This is a genomic window from Acidovorax sp. (genome assembly GCF_046339755.1).
Lineage (GTDB): Bacteria > Pseudomonadota > Gammaproteobacteria > Burkholderiales > Burkholderiaceae_C > Acidovorax.
In genome coordinates this window covers 1-14175 of the sequence record NZ_JBKDTZ010000289.1, presented here as the reverse complement: position 1 = coordinate 14175, position 14175 = coordinate 1, and the positions used below count along the sequence as shown (strand labels likewise).

The following is a 14175-nucleotide window of genomic DNA, read 5'->3' as shown; positions in this document are numbered from 1 at the left end:
TTCTACAATCACCGCAGGCTGCATTCCTCGCTGGGCTACCTCAGCCCGATGCAGTACGAACAACGCTGGTACGAGGCACAGCGCAAAAAGGCCGCGTGAATCGTGGGTTAAGAACTACACGAAACAGGGGCAAGGTCAGTGCGCAAGCTCACGCTGCGGCCCTTGGCCTGTGCGTTGTGCAAATTTGAAAGGAAGCCAAATTGGCCTATCACGATGACTACGAGCGCGAGCCGATCGGCGGGGGGAACCCCTACTACCGCTGCATTCACTGCAAACTAGCTGCCCCGGAGATCAATGGGCGCTTGGAGGGTCACTCGTTGGACTGCGAGTACAGGCTTGGGAAAGAGAGCGGCGCCAGTGAACCCAGCCAAAGAATGGTGCATGCGGCTGTCAGAGAAGCCGTTTCTCAAGGCCTACTGCCAAAGTCCGCCCACGGCGAGAGCGAGTATCTGAAGATGCACAACCAGATTGAAGCGGTGCTGAAGGCCGCGCTTGATGCGAAGTGAAGGAAGGCAACATGGCCATCGAAGTTGAGCCTGAAGAGGTCGACGAATTGAAGTTGTGGGGATTGGGGCTCCATCGAGTGCAGGAGCACTGCCACTTTTGCGACCAACCTACCAGCACATGGCACAGGGCATCCAACACCCCGGTCTGCGGTGGTTGTGCTGCGACCCACGTTCGGGCGGATATCGCTCGCAAAGATGTTGCTCGCCCCGGCCTGGCGGCTGCAACCTGAAGGGCAGCAATGAGCACAGAGGGAGAAGTCATGTCCGCCCATGAGGCTGTTGAACGCGCGCAGTCATGGGCGCTCAATCCCGGAGTACGTCCATCGCCGGAACAGTCTCGGATCGTTGCGGCAACGCTTGTGGCTGAGGTCCAGCGCTTGCAGGGGATCATTGCACGCGCCAAACAGGAGTCGGTGCTCATTGAGTACAACGGCCTGCCAGCTTTGGTCGTTCCCTACTGGTTCATGAAGTCGTGAGGGGAAAATGTCCCAGTCGTTCAGCTTCACCGCGCCTGGCCGTTTGGCGCCCTTCGCACATGGCTACTTCGCCGAGGACATGCGAGCAGACGCTCAACGTCTTCGCGAGGTCTTCCCGCAGCTCAAGGCATCGCCTAGCGAGGAGCTTGCTGAAGCATGTGGCGAATTCTCTCGCGACTTGCGAGGTCTCTCGTGGTGCCACCCCGGTCCCATCGAAGGCCCTCAATTTCTTGCCTTCCTGATGGTGGTGCAGCTGTTCCCGCATGTCGAGACCCATGGACGATAGGCTATGAGGCCTTCAAGCAGCTCGGAGGCGACGAGCCTTGGATAACCTGGCCCGACGTGAAATGGCCCGCATGGGTGCTCGATACGTAACTTGATCAAGGAAAAAGCATGAACATAGACCTGAACAAATTGGTCGACCTCGCGAATCAGTCTCTTCAGAACGAGCCGGGTTTTTTGCATTGCTCCGTTGAGTCCCATCCAGAGCGTCTGCTTGCCTACGAGTTTTCCGACACCACAAATGCACACGCATTTCAGGCCAAGTACGAGTTGCTGGGGCTCCAAGCAGCAATTCCGAATGCCCGGCAGACCACCGTGGTCGTGAAGCATCCCTAACCCCGCTGAGCCCATTCGCCGCACGCTCCAAGCAGCCGATGAAACTCCGTTGTCGGTTTTGACAATAGTTCAGCGCGAGCGAGCGCAGGCCTTGGCTGTCGCTGAAGGTCTTATGCCAGCGACATGGAGTTTTAATCTGCCCCGAAATCACTCAAACGAGAACTTCTCCGACCATGGACGAAATAAGTATTCCCACCACCCTCACTCCAGAGCGCGCGGCACAACTGACCGCTTTGCTTCTTGAAGCAAAAATGCAGCTACGCGACGCTGCTGGTTCCCGAATCAATTCTCTGAACTATGCGTCGACATACGTGCGCATCGGAGAGGTACTTCGTGAACTCGGTGTTGAATCGGACTAGAGACGCCCGCCTCTCGCGCGACACAACTCTACACGTCGAGCGTCGCCGAATGCTAAACGATCAGCCATTGCGCAAATTTCGCAGAAGGGATGAAAGTGGAAACACCGAACTGGTACTCGACGATGATGCAGTTCCGCTGGACTGCAAAGAATCTGATGCTGAGTTTCGACGTTCCACGCGCAGTGGCGGTGCAGATTCAACATCAGTTTCCGTCGTTCTCCGTTGCGTGCTCCATCGCTTCAGCACACCGTGAGTTGACCAGCCAGATCGGTCACTAGACGCCTCCCGTTGATATAGAAGGAACATGGTTGCGAGCTTTCAGCGCAGAGTTTATATAAACGCTACAATTGCACCCTACCTGGCGGGAGATCGCGTCAGCAATGACAGTGCCGACAGCGCCGCTCAGGACACATAGGCCGAGCAGTGTCGCTCCGGCATGCCACGGCTAGGCATTGCGTGGATCAGAAACTGAAATAGACGCCGAGGAGATCCGTATGAACATCTCTGATCGAATGGTGCTCGTCGTTGCTCGCGAAAGCGCCGATCTTCCAAGACTCGCCGGCAGCGAAAGTCCGATGAAAAATCCTTGCGGGAGCATCGGGCGAATGATCGCAGCGGAGGTGCTTGAGGGGGGCGGCAGCGCACAAATCCCAGTACGCGACATCAAGCTTGCGATCGACAACATCGATGGGGTGCGCGCGGTGCTTGATAGCTTTGATCTGTTCGATTCCGCAAGTCGAGAGCCGCTCCTATCTTTTCTCTTGAAGCGCGCCGGTGCGTGATCTCATGACGAACTGAAATTTGCTTCCGATCGTGGATGCTCTGGCTGTTTCCGCTCGCTGGCTGCAGACCAACAAGCGTCTCTGCAACACGACACCAGTACTCTAGCCAACACGCTAGAGATGCGAATTGTGGACTTCGCCCGCAACATCAAAATGTTCAAGGAACCACGCTATGGACCACGCTCCAAACTCTATTTTCCGGGACCGTGTTCCAGAGACCGCTGCACGTCAACTCGCAGTGGTCTTGGCTTGGCTGACAGAAAGCCAGTTGGCCTCACTAGAAGACATGGCCATGGTCAAGAGCACCCCAAAGTCAGCGCTGAAGAGGCAGCGGGAGATCTGCGACATCGCGGTCGCCCAGTGCAAAGACCTGGGGGTGCCCCCGATGGGGCTACGCGGTGACCGCTGTCTTCGCCTGGCTGAGCGTCTCAAACTTTGAAGGAAGTCCCATGGGAGCGTACACATCTGACGGAAGGCGGAAAAGCAGCATGACACATGCCCAGCGCACCCACACCTGCTTGTGCGGGAAGGTCTGCCGCGGCAACGGCGGGTGGTCGAGCCACAAGCGTGCTTGCGCCGAATGGCAAGAGGCGATGGCCAAGAAACGCGCTACACGCGAGTGTGAGCCAAAAGATTACGCCATAGATCGCCCTGGTTGAGGCGCAAAAAGTGGCATCAAGGAAAGAGCATGAGCAAAGCCATTGGAATCATGATCGACGGTGAAGCAACCTGGCATGCCCCATCAGCAGGATTAACGGACTATGCCACGCTCTGCAACATTGATCCCGACGACCCTTCCATCGGGTACACAGGCCATATTCAGCCTCCGCGTGGCCAGAGGATCACCTGCCAGCACTGCAAGACGATCTGGACCAATGTAGTGGCAATGCGCCTGAGGGCGCGCGACTTCGACTAAGCCGCGAGCTGTCTTATGCCGATCACAAAGCGCCCGTGTGCCAACTGCCCTTTTCGCAGTGATGGCGGAGCCGTTCAGCTACACCCTGAAAGGCTGGATGACATCGTCAATGGTCTATTGGCGGACGACCACAAGACGTTCATTTGCCACAAGACGCTTGATCTGGAGAGGATGACCTGCGCCGGTGCCGTGGGCGTCATGGCCAAATTGGGCCACCTACCACTGGTTGCGCGCTTGGGGTTGGAGTTCGGGGTCATTTCGAGGGACGACATTGCCGCCAGTGCCGCGCTCGTGATTGAGCCTCAGGATCTCAAGATTCAACCGCGTGACATGCGAGTGCGGCCGAACAAGCGATCTCGCGCCGGAAAACTTCAGCCGACTGTAGGCAGCGATGAAGCGCAACAAACTGAGAGCGATCCATGGTGAAGAAAAAGAAGTCCCCGGTAGGCGACGTGACCCGCACTGCGCGTGCCCAGACCCACCTGGAGAAGATCAAAACGGCTGGCGGCAAACGGGTTGTGATCGACTTCGATGGGCCCAGTAACGAAGCTCTGCAGCTACTCGTGGCCAAACGCTATGGTGGCGACCGCACTCAGCGCAGCGCGGTCATCAGGGCAGTTTTGGAGGCTGCGGCCTCTGCCGAGTCCTGACTTGTCACCGTTTATATAAACGGTAGAATGTATCCCCATGGACTTCTCGGGCTGGCCCTTGTAGGCGACATCGCGTCGCAAGCAAGTTGTCGGACAGAGGCCGCAGCAACCGCATCTGTGAAGAGGGATACCACCGTGAGCGAACTGGCATACCAACTATCAACCCAGCAGCGCGCACTAGCCCGAGACTGGCTGTTTATCGACCAGGTGCGGGACAAGGCGGCGCGCCAGCGGCACTTTGAATGCGCCCAGCGGCTCGCAGCTCGACTGATCGCCGGCAACTACTGAAAGGGATGTGCGCATGAAGCGGAGCATCTTCAAGTTCGTCGTCGCCCACCCTGTGGACGTTCAAGGTCACGAGCTGCCGCGAGTGCGAGTCGACAACTTTCTTGTTGAAGGCGAAGACCTGCAGGCGGCTTTCGCCCGTATCGCCGACTACGAGGGCATCGTGGACGCTACCGAGATCTTCGGCATAGAGACCTCGCACGTGCTGCTCACGCCAAGCGCTAGCCTTCGCCGCGAGGAGCCGTTGAATCAATGGGAACATTGGAGCGGCATGGCCCGCCGAGGGGAATTGGACACCCAATGGCAACTGTTGGCAGAAGGGCCAGAGACGTTTCGCCAGCGCCTGGACCGACAATTTGCCGAGCGCAATCCTCAGTTCGCATGAAGCAGCCCAAAATCTACAGTGCCAGGCTGAACGCCGCGCAGAACTCTGCCTGCCATGCCATGGAAGCGGTCTCAGGCCTGCCACCGGTAGGAATTGAGGAGCTCGATGCGGGCAATCTCACGCCAAAGGAGTTCTGGCGATTGAATCTCGTCACGGCGCACGACATCTACGTGACCATACAGAACATAGATTTCCCCACCGACGACTAGCAGCCAAAGCCCCTCCATGGAATCAACGAAAGTCGACTCACAGGACAGCTCCGGGCATGGATCTATCGCCCGCATGCGGGGGAATGGAAGCCGATGGCGTGCCATGCGCTCAGTAGACGGTCTGGCAGTTCTTTCACCCTGCGCGATGCCTGTTGGGCTTGGGAATTATTCAGAGGTCTGTGCGCAGGGCCCGTGCAGCGGGTTGAACTAGGGATCGGGGAACCAATGAAACGAGGTCAAAGGACGATCAACGGGCGGGTGTACCTTCTGGGCGGGAGGACAACAGGCTTGAACGCAAAAGCTGTGGCCCTCTCCGAGGCTTCAGCGAAGCGGCAACGGGGCAAGCTGGTCCGCCTTATCAAGATTTCCGAGTTCGACTACCTGATCTATGAGCTTTGAGCGAAGGTTCATCGAACACCGATCAGAAGGGAGGCCACCATGCCACACCCCGCAGTTTCCCACAGGCCAAATGGGCTACTCTGGCAGGGTAGCTGAGGGAGTCAGACGATGAGAATCCGCAAAACTATCGAGACCACCCAGGAAGTAGACGTAGAGGTCAGCCTCGATGAGATCATGGCCGAGATCGCGTCGCTCGAAGAGCCTTCGCGCGTGCAGGAGGCCTTGCGCTTGTTGTCGCTTTGCGTCGGCGCCGTCCTCAAGGTGCCCGACGCCATCATCGCTGAAATGACCCCCGCGCAGAAAGCGGTTGTCACGGACGCACTGCGTGTCCAGCTCTCCCGCTTTGGCGCTTCCGAATAGACTGTGCGGATTGCCAATAGGCGGATGCCCAAGGCTTCGTGCCTTGGCGCCCTACACTGCATTGCATTGAGCGCCCAGCCAGAAGGAAAGATCCATGAGTGACCACCCAGACCCTCAAGAGATCATCCGTGATATGCAAGCAGCGGCCGATTCCTTTTACGCCCGCGCAGTGAGGATAGGTAACCACCCCTTCATCGAGTTTGCGGGCGTTCTGAACGAATACATCACCGCATGCCGCGGGGCCGCCGCCGCCGGGATTGATTTCACGGCTTGCAGCACGCATACGGGGCAGCAACTGCCGCTGAGTCAACATCAGGTGGCCTACATCAACGAGAAGCTTGAATGCATCTTCACAGGGCGATCTGTCGTCTCGGGCGGCCTGTGACAGGCCAACCAATCAACAGTCCAATACATGCGTCCGCAGTGATCCGCGAGATCGCAACGGAGGTGTACCTGGGATCTGATGGGTCTACCGCTCGGCGCGAAACCGGCTCGACGCCCAACGGCAATCCGATTGCCCAGCGTTGGGTGCTGCGCGATGCGAATGGGGTCTGGATCGACTTCGATCAGTACAGGCACGATTTGTTTGAGCGGCACGGATTCCGAGCAGCACGGCCCAGCTGAACGTTTGCCTCCGCGGCCAGCCTTGTGACCGTGGGCCTTCAAATCCCTTCCGACGCGGCTGGCATGCCGGATGCAACCGCCGATGCGTCCGCCGGCACCGCGCCGCCAACCCGAAGCGCGAGGTGTATCCGCTCGGCCGTCTTCTTTCCTACGCCTGGTGTGGTGCACAACTCAGCTACCGAAGCGTTGAACACCGCGTGGGCGCTACCGAAGCGGGCAAGTAGCGCTTTCGCGCCAGATGGGCCGACTCCAGGGCATCCTTCCACCAGGTACTGGGACAGGTCCGAAAGATCCTTCGGCTTGTTCGAACGCAAGGCGATCTCGTAGCCCAGGCCTTCCTGAAGATGGCGCGCGAGCGTGACGAGCAGTGCAGCTGTCTCGCTCGCATTGGGAACCATGATCACCGACACCCCCGCAATGGCCATGAGATACGAGACGGCGCCGCGGATGGCCTCCGGCGCTATCGCCGACCTCGTGCTGTAAGGATTGCCCTCGATGATGAAGGCGACATGGGTGTATTGGTCTTTGAGACGCAGGACCTGGGCGAAGAGCCGCTTGTCCATGATGGAAAGCACAAAGTCAGTCGCGTCCTTGCGCTCGACTCCATAGTGCTCGTGAGGCAAGTAGTCGGCACACGGGAGCTCTTGCACTTCGACCGTGATCCCTGATGTTCTGTGCAGTTCGGCAAAGACCGGGGAACGGCTCTCGCGGCTGTCGATGATGATGTGGGGCATGGTCTTCCTTTACGTTGGTTATCCCATTGCGAAGAAGAAGGGACTTGATTCGAAGAGACTCGGGCACCCTTCCCCGGTCGGCTTACAGATCCAGGGACCGTCAGGCAACCAGAGGAGGCACTTGCGCAAGAAAAAAAGCCCGCACTAGGCGGGCAACGCATTACTGCGAAGGGAGGGATGTCGGCACAGCCGACCTGGTCATCGTATCGAAAACTTGTCGATGTCGCTAGAAGTTCTTGCGCTCGATACAACTGCCTGCCTCCACTCCAAACCAAGCCGCGGAGCGCGACGGCTACGTAGCCAGACGGGGTCCGTAGCTACGTTGCCCTAGCCAGCGAATCGTGGGTTACCGGCTTCACATCGCACCCCAGATCTGCAACTCCGCCAAGGTAGTTTCGTTCCTGAGGCCCCTGGAGCCCACGGGGCAGAAGTTTCTCCGCCCGCTCCCTGAAGGGGCGCTCCAACCTCTTGATCTGCGCTGCAGTCCACTGTTCTCGGTCGGAGTTCTCCGCGACCACTTCGGTTAGACGCTGAATCACGGGGACGATTCTCGCCCGTGCTTCATGGCAACTCGTCGTCAGGTCACCGGATGAGTTCAAGCTCAAGAGTGGCAGATAGTCGAAGGTGGGAGCCATCAGTGTTTCAAGGGCTCCCGTCACAGACCAATTCGGCGTATCGAATTCTGTGTCCATCGCGGGCCGCGCTACTCCCAATGCAAGTGCGAGCGTCATCATCGCCTTCTCAGCTTGGCGGACAGCGTTCCACGCGGCGAGTTGGGCCTCGGACGCTCCTGCAGCACCGAGCATTCCGTCCCGCGCCAAGGCTAGAAGACCTGTGTCTGGAGCCTTGTCCAGGGCGTGCATAGCCATATGGACTGCAACATCAGCCTGGCGAGCCAGCGTTTCCCAGCGGCGAGCCCTGTGCGTGATGCGCACGCAATCAGCATGGGATTCCACTGCTGCTGCGTGTTGCGACCGCGCCACCGCATCCCTGAGAAGCAACTCTCTGGCTTTCTCCGCAACCCATGATCGTGCAGCCAACGAGGCGCTGGCGCGGGCTTCCCTTAGGAGTTCCTTTGCGACTCGCATCTCATCATCGGCGCGAGCTCTGCTGAACGGCCAGCCCAACCAGGCCCGCCAACCTCGCTCGCCCCGAACCTCGGCTTCGCGCACGTGGTCGACCGCATTGGCCAAGCGCCGTTCTGCACGGGCGATAGCCTCCGCGTGGCGGTTGAGGTGCTGGTAGCCCAAGCGAATGCCCCGTTTACTTACTTGAGCTCTTCGGCGAAGCCGATGCCAGAGCCGCCATCCATCTTGATACCAAATCGGCCGATCGAGTTTGCCTCCTGCCCAGGGACTGCGGGAGCCCCGTTGTAGGTGATCGATAGGCTCTTCACGGAAATCGACGCGCGGTTGAGCGTGAATGGGATGTCGAACGTCCGATCCGCATTCAGTGCAACGCCATCGGATACCAGGCGAAGCTTCAGCAGATGGGGACCATCAGGAACGGAAGAAGCCAGGGGAAATGTAAAACTGCGGTAGTCCGCAGCGCCATCGATGCTGACAGGGACATCCGAGCCGCCGTCGAGCGAGCCCGTCGCGGTCGAGCCCACGAGACAGGTCCAGCGCTCCAGCAACCCATTGATGCGCGACATGTCAGCATTCACCGAGGCACCCACAAGGCGCGGAGCACGGCATGCGGGCACGAAGCCGGTGTCCGAAACGTCGGCCGTGTCGCGAACTGCTGTGTGGATAGCTACCACTCGATAGCGGTACTCTTTGCCCCGTGTCGGCGGTGTGTCATCAAAGGCCAGCAGCGACTTGCCCGATTCGATCTGCACGTCATCGCGGAACAGTTCGTAGGTGAAGCCCGTTCCACCCTGGGCAGGGACTTCCCAAGTCACCCGAACAATGTCCTCCAACGTGCCATCCGTGGCCGCCAAGCCTCGAACAGGGAGCACTGGCACCTTCACCGCACTCGTGACTTCCAAGGGGCTCACAAGCGTCACAGTGGAGGGAGGTTCCGCCCGCGCTGTCGCCAGCAGCGTTTGGCCATAGAGCGCATCGTAGGAAAGTGCATGGGTTCGTACACCGGCTGGCATGGCTTGAAGCAAGTCCAGGTCGGCTCCGCCCTGGACTCCCACCTTGGAAGTCCAAGCGCCCTGCTTCGTGATGTCGTAAGGCTGCGACTGCAAAGCCATCGTGGTAGTCGCAACCAGCGGATGGCCGGGCGCGAACGTCAGCAGCACCCGGTTGCCTGCAGGGCTCAGAACCAGGGGCAGGTTTTGCTCAACCACCTGGCTCTGCGACGCTGCATCAGCGCCGCTGTAGCGCACGCGCAGCTTGAACGTGGCGACCTCCCACGCAGCCCCTTCCCAGCGGGGGCTTGGAAGGCTGGCAGAGGCAGTGCCAGCGCCAAGCGTCGCCGACGAAGCGATTTCGCCCTGGGGCGACAGAAGCTCGATCATCAGCGCCAGCCCATCCGTGCGCCCAATCGTCGCCTGCACGAACGGGTTGCTACTCGCCTGGCCAACAACGAATCCGCGACCCTCGGCGCCGGCAGACTCACCAACAAGCGCCGTGAGCAACTGAACGTCTGGAGGAGCGATCGCGCGATGGTCAAACTGCACTTCGCAAGACGAGCTCGCGACAGGATTCGACACGTCCACCTTGACGTGGTAGATACCAAACCCGGTATGCGCATTCAGGGGCACATCGAACTTGAGCTTGCCCATGGCCGAGGCAGGCGCATAGGTCTTCTGGTCATCAGTGCCATTGACATCGCTCCACACCGTTGCTGTCGAAGTTGCGGTTTGGTCGTTGGCAGTAAAGGTCACGGAGACCACACCGTTGATGTCGTAGATGATGGGATGGCTAACGACCAGGCCAGTGCAAGTCGGGTCGCCCCATACCCTCACCTGGACTGGCGTCGAAGGGGCTCCGTAGGGAACTGCCGTCTTGAAGAATTGCCGCGAGAATGAATACGTGCCAGGCGTCGCGGGGGCCTGCAGCGACAGCGTCGAGGTACCCGTCTGGGATTGAGCGATCGCGCTTGGGAACAAACCAGGCGCGGCGCCGAAATCACCCGAGCCGGTTGCGGCTCCCAAATAGAAGGCCCCACCTGTCGTCCAGGTGGTTGCGCCGATGTTGTTCCACACCTGGGTGCCAGTGAATGCGGTGCCAGCCTTCACGTTGGCTGGAATGTCCTGCGAGACAAAGAGCGGCATGATCTGCGGGCGCACATAGCCGGTGACCACTGAGCTTTGGGTGCCGGAACCTGCGCCGTTGGTGGCAGTGACCATGAACTCAAACACCGACTCATCCATGGTCGAGAGCTGGTAGCCGGATGAAACGCCGTTCACGACGCTCCACGATGGCGTTCCTTGCTTGCGATAGGAAAGCTGGTAGCTCGAAGCGCCAGCCACGGAGCCCCAGGTGACTTGAATGCCGCCGGCGATGGTGCCTTGCGTCGCGGCGATGGCAGTTGGTGCAGCCATGTTCGCCGTGCAAGGCGCGCTCACCGACCAATTGCCGCCGGAGCAGTAGGCCGTACCCGAACCTACCGCGCCAGTGGAGGCATTGGTCACCGAGACGCTGCCGCCCGGCTGTGTGGTGGGCACGGATGCAGAGCAGAAATTCCCGCCGCCCCAACGGACGGTCCCGGCGGCACAGGTTGAAGGAGCCGCAAAGCCCGTATCAGTCCCAGTGGATGCCGACGTGCCGTTCCCATTCGAGGCGGACACCATGAACTCGAAGTAACCCGTGCTTTGCGTGTAGTGCGAGTAGCTGGGGCTGTAAACCGTGGTTTGCGACCAGGATCCGCCTTGGGGGCGATACGACAAGGTGTACGAAGTCGCATCCGACACGCTTCCCCACGTGACGTAAATCTCCCCAGGATAATCACCATCCGAGGCAGATATATAGGACGGAGTGGCTGGGCCCTTGGGCTGGCACTGGTCCGCGCTGACGATATATCTTGGGTTGAACGAGGGACTAATGGTAGTGGAGAAACTATTGCACTGTTTAGCCTCCGCGGCAGTCGAGCCTCCGTAAATCGAGCCTGGCGCCGAAATGGCATACACTTGCCCGCCGCCTTCCCATATCTTGTTTCCATATGGACCGACGATAAAATCCACCACCCCAGTTGAATAGTTCGTGATACTCAACGAATACGAGGTTTGATTTATAACCGCATACTGTTGTGCATGCGCTCCCGCAGCTGCAAAAAATAGCGTAGTCGCCAAAATCCGCCATACGAATGCCATGAAATTTTTCATTGTCGCAGCCCTGATATCATGCCTTGATGCCAAACCCTGTGGTCAAGGTTATGCCCCTTGACCTTCGCAGGGATGATAGAACGCGACAACCGGCCAAGCGCAGGCGAAATGAAGCTACTTTTGTCGCATCTCGCCACCACAGCGCAATCGCATGCCCTTGGGTTGGGGACCTCGCCAGACCAAGGCTTGATCGCCCGCAAAGTGGCGCGAGCGTGAGTGCCTTCGCAAGCCAATTTTTTTCAGACGACTCCCAAGAATTACGATTATTCCATCCGCGCGCAGATAATCCGGGCATGGCGAGGATGCTCCGACAGCGTTAACGCGGCGCGTGTCGAATTGGATTCCAACGGCTAGGCGTTTAATAGGCGTCGCCCCAGCTTGCTGGCCAGTTTGGTGCCAAGCGAGTCCGGAATACCGCTGTTGCGGCCTGTGAGATCGGGATCGTTGTCCAGCAAACCGCACTCGAACTCAGCGGCGCGCAGTTCTGAGATCAACTAGCGAACTTCATGGACGAGTGGGTGATAGGATGCCGCTGGCACTGCACGCTGAATAAGCGGTCCGTCGAAGATCTGGCTCCACTTGTTGCCGTCGAAACGAAACACTTCTGGCCTCGACTACAAACGGATAGCCAAGCCCAGTGGGGCTCACGTTATTGGGCAGATGTTTGGGGCGCGGCCCGCTTTATGAGAGAAGCGATTGCAGGCGTCGACTCGAAGTGAGCAAGCAGCCGTTGCTTCTGGGTGCCAAGCAGCGAAGAGGCGTCGATCATATCGGGCCAAGCTTCGTAGGCATCTCGCACGGTCTGCCGTACGATTTGCTGTGCCTTCGGCTCCATGAGACCTGGCACGGCATTGCACAGCCGGCGAATCACGCTTGGCGAGATCCTTTCGTGCTTGGGGCTCTCAGGTGTGAACCGCAAAGCATGTCCTCTGCCACTGAGATAGGCCGCATAGGCCACGATGTCATATGCCGGTGAAAGCACTGGCGTTCGGCCGTCAGGGTAAAGCAGCCCGCTATTCTTCAGGTGACCGTCGTAGTTGCCCAGCAGGTCATTGACGACGATGCGCCGCAGGACCTCGTAGGCCGCGTCTGCCCCCAGTGCGGGGATGTCGACGAGCACCTTCATCATGGTGGCGTATGTCGCGAAGGCGTGGGTGTACTTTTGGTCTGGGGCGGCTCCCAGGACCTGTGCGAAGTCTTCGCAGTGGATATGCGAGCCCCCGCCCCGGTCGAAGCGTTTCACAGCAAGGAACAATTTCCCTTCGCCAAGGATGAACGGCTGTTCGACATCGATGCTCTCAAGCGGCGCCAATTCCACGTGGGCCACGTTCACTCCCACGGCAGCAGCCATACGCATCGACAACTCCTCTACCTGAGGCAGCAGGGGGTAGTCGACGGTCGGGAGCTTGGCGATGATGTGCACGCCCTGGGCATCCTTTGTCCTGGCCACATACCGCCCCCCGGACTGCACGAGGGAGAGCTTGGGCTGAACACCAGACAGCGACGTGGCCTCTGGCACTGGGACAGGAACTACGCTCATTTCCAGGGCGTCATTGTTCTGCGTAACAACGTCCGCGATGCTTTGGCTGTCCAGCGGTGCAGGGCTCACATACACCGCGCCTGGAAGGTCCGTGCCGCAGACGCTGAGAAGGCCGAAGTGATCATCCTTGTCCAGTTCGGCCAGCTCTTCGAGGTGGCGTCGCAAAGGGCCTTCTGGAAGAAGGTTTTGGAAGAACGATGGCAGCGCTTCACCTTCTCCATTAAAGAATGGCTGTGTTGCGTACTCGGCCAGAAAGGCTGCTCTGGTCTGCCTGTCTGCGACGAGGCCGAGCTGAGAGAGAACTGGAGCAGTGTCCGACATCCAATAGGCGTTGTCAGGCACGAGCCGGGTGATTGCTGAGCGACCCGCTCCGTACTGAAAAAGCAGTCCCACACGTTGCAGCTGTTGGCCAAGGTACACGGAAAGGGCGCGATACCTCATGGCCTGCCTCCAGATTTTCTGGACCTTTGGCCGCCACGCGACAAGGCGGGAAGCTCCTCGCGATCGAGCTCACCGGGTATGGTCGCAAGTCGACGTTCCGCTTCGCTCTGTATCCCGTCTGGTAGCCGCCCCATTCTTACGGCGGCGCTGCTTTGGAGGCCTTCCGGCAGTTTCCCCATCGCAAGAGTTGCGTTGCTGCGAATGCCTGCCGGCAACTTGCCGAGAGGTGTGCCGTTCCCTTGAATTCCCGGAGGAAGTGTTCCCAGCCTCCGTTCCACATCGCTGACGACTGTTCGCGGCGAGCGATCTTCTGACGACGAGCGCATCCCTTCGGCCATGGCCTTTGGGACCAAGACGAATTCCATTCCCAGGGCGTCGGCCACTGCCATGGCGTTGGTCAACCTGGGGGCTGCGTTGCCATGAAGCATCGCCCTCACAGACTGGTCAGTGAGCCCCGTCTTCTCCGCCAGCTCCGTGGCTGTCAGCTGGCGCTCTCTCTGGCGGAGGGAGATCTCTTCGGCAAACTCTCGGAGCGATTTCACGATGGTAAACCAATGTTTTTGTTACGAACGTTAGTTTTATACCGTTTTTGGGCTTCTTTGGCAATAGAAAACC

At 59.2% G+C, this 14175-nt stretch carries 21 protein-coding genes; 15 read left to right on the top strand and 6 right to left on the bottom strand.

All coding sequences use genetic code 11. The annotated features are described in order from the left end of the window. From ACK59X_RS24995 to ACK59X_RS24930, 14 genes are all read left to right on the top strand, one after another. On the top strand, nucleotides 1–99 hold a 99-nt coding region (locus tag ACK59X_RS24995; RefSeq protein ID WP_366827632.1), incomplete at its 5' end, for an IS3 family transposase. A 101-nt stretch (nucleotides 100–200) separates the two neighbouring features. Continuing rightward, complete coding sequence (locus ACK59X_RS24990; RefSeq protein ID WP_409961072.1) at nucleotides 201–506, top strand: hypothetical protein; 306 nt, start codon at nucleotides 201–203, stop codon at nucleotides 504–506. 260 nt (nucleotides 507–766) lie between these two features. Next, on the top strand, nucleotides 767–982 hold the full coding sequence (locus ACK59X_RS24985; RefSeq protein WP_409961071.1) for a hypothetical protein: 216 nt from the start codon (nucleotides 767–769) through the stop codon (nucleotides 980–982). Nucleotides 983–1375: 393 nt separating this feature from the next. Next, entirely contained in the window at nucleotides 1376–1600 is a 225-nt protein-coding gene (locus tag ACK59X_RS24980) for a hypothetical protein (RefSeq protein WP_409961069.1), read from the top strand. Between the two features lie 448 nt (nucleotides 1601–2048). Further along, entirely contained in the window at nucleotides 2049–2237 is a 189-nt protein-coding gene (locus ACK59X_RS24975) for a hypothetical protein (RefSeq protein ID WP_409961067.1), read from the top strand. Between the two features lie 216 nt (nucleotides 2238–2453). Beyond that, the gene (locus tag ACK59X_RS24970) at nucleotides 2454–2741 is read left to right on the top strand and encodes a hypothetical protein (RefSeq protein ID WP_409961065.1); all 288 of its coding nucleotides are present in this window, start codon (nucleotides 2454–2456) and stop codon (nucleotides 2739–2741) included. A gap of 688 nt (nucleotides 2742–3429) precedes the next feature. After that, entirely contained in the window at nucleotides 3430–3657 is a 228-nt protein-coding gene (locus ACK59X_RS24965) for a hypothetical protein (RefSeq protein ID WP_409961063.1), read from the top strand. 15 nt (nucleotides 3658–3672) lie between these two features. After that, nucleotides 3673–4083 (top strand): DUF6283 family protein, encoded by a 411-nt coding sequence (locus ACK59X_RS24960; protein ID WP_409961062.1) that lies wholly within the window; start codon nucleotides 3673–3675, stop codon nucleotides 4081–4083. Then, complete coding sequence (locus tag ACK59X_RS24955; protein ID WP_409961060.1) at nucleotides 4077–4307, top strand: hypothetical protein; 231 nt, start codon at nucleotides 4077–4079, stop codon at nucleotides 4305–4307. The genes ACK59X_RS24960 and ACK59X_RS24955 overlap by 7 nt, the downstream gene beginning before the upstream one ends. Before the next feature lie 135 nt (nucleotides 4308–4442). Further along, a complete protein-coding gene (locus ACK59X_RS24950) occupies nucleotides 4443–4595 on the top strand; it encodes a hypothetical protein (RefSeq protein ID WP_409961058.1) in 153 nt (50 codons plus the stop codon). Between the two features lie 13 nt (nucleotides 4596–4608). After that, nucleotides 4609–4977 carry a hypothetical protein gene (locus ACK59X_RS24945; protein ID WP_409961056.1) on the top strand — a complete coding sequence of 123 codons (369 nt, stop codon included), beginning with the start codon at nucleotides 4609–4611 and terminating at the stop codon, nucleotides 4975–4977. Next, nucleotides 4974–5186: a hypothetical protein gene (locus ACK59X_RS24940; RefSeq protein WP_409961055.1), complete on the top strand. Its 213-nt coding sequence runs from the start codon at nucleotides 4974–4976 to the stop codon at nucleotides 5184–5186. The genes ACK59X_RS24945 and ACK59X_RS24940 overlap by 4 nt, the downstream gene beginning before the upstream one ends. Nucleotides 5187–5693: 507 nt before the next feature. Next, nucleotides 5694–5945 carry a hypothetical protein gene (locus ACK59X_RS24935; protein WP_409961053.1) on the top strand — a complete coding sequence of 84 codons (252 nt, stop codon included), beginning with the start codon at nucleotides 5694–5696 and terminating at the stop codon, nucleotides 5943–5945. Between the two features lie 94 nt (nucleotides 5946–6039). Beyond that, complete coding sequence (locus ACK59X_RS24930) at nucleotides 6040–6330, top strand: hypothetical protein (RefSeq protein ID WP_409961051.1); 291 nt, start codon at nucleotides 6040–6042, stop codon at nucleotides 6328–6330. 277 nt (nucleotides 6331–6607) lie between these two features. Here the strand turns inward: ACK59X_RS24930 and ACK59X_RS24925 are convergent, their stop codons facing one another. From ACK59X_RS24925 to ACK59X_RS24900, 6 genes are all read right to left on the bottom strand, one after another. Next, a complete protein-coding gene (locus ACK59X_RS24925) occupies nucleotides 6608–7303 on the bottom strand; it encodes an ERCC4 domain-containing protein (protein WP_409961050.1) in 696 nt (231 codons plus the stop codon). A gap of 317 nt (nucleotides 7304–7620) precedes the next feature. Then, nucleotides 7621–8553 carry a hypothetical protein gene (locus tag ACK59X_RS24920; RefSeq protein WP_409961048.1) on the bottom strand — a complete coding sequence of 311 codons (933 nt, stop codon included), beginning with the start codon at nucleotides 8551–8553 and terminating at the stop codon, nucleotides 7621–7623. A gap of 17 nt (nucleotides 8554–8570) precedes the next feature. Next, nucleotides 8571–10922 (bottom strand): hypothetical protein, encoded by a 2352-nt coding sequence (locus ACK59X_RS24915; RefSeq protein WP_409961046.1) that lies wholly within the window; start codon nucleotides 10920–10922, stop codon nucleotides 8571–8573. A gap of 1007 nt (nucleotides 10923–11929) precedes the next feature. Further along, nucleotides 11930–12073: a hypothetical protein gene (locus tag ACK59X_RS24910; protein ID WP_409961044.1), complete on the bottom strand. Its 144-nt coding sequence runs from the start codon at nucleotides 12071–12073 to the stop codon at nucleotides 11930–11932. Between the two features lie 155 nt (nucleotides 12074–12228). Further along, a complete protein-coding gene (locus ACK59X_RS24905) occupies nucleotides 12229–13560 on the bottom strand; it encodes a type II toxin-antitoxin system HipA family toxin (protein WP_409961042.1) in 1332 nt (443 codons plus the stop codon). Then, the gene (locus ACK59X_RS24900) at nucleotides 13557–14030 is read right to left on the bottom strand and encodes a hypothetical protein (RefSeq protein WP_409961074.1); all 474 of its coding nucleotides are present in this window, start codon (nucleotides 14028–14030) and stop codon (nucleotides 13557–13559) included. The genes ACK59X_RS24905 and ACK59X_RS24900 overlap by 4 nt, the downstream gene beginning before the upstream one ends. On the opposite strand from ACK59X_RS24900, the gene ACK59X_RS24895 reads away from it, so the two are divergent. Further along, the coding region (locus ACK59X_RS24895) for a hypothetical protein (protein WP_409961076.1) at nucleotides 13980–14175 on the top strand (196 nt) is incomplete at its 3' end. The genes ACK59X_RS24900 and ACK59X_RS24895 overlap by 51 nt on opposite strands.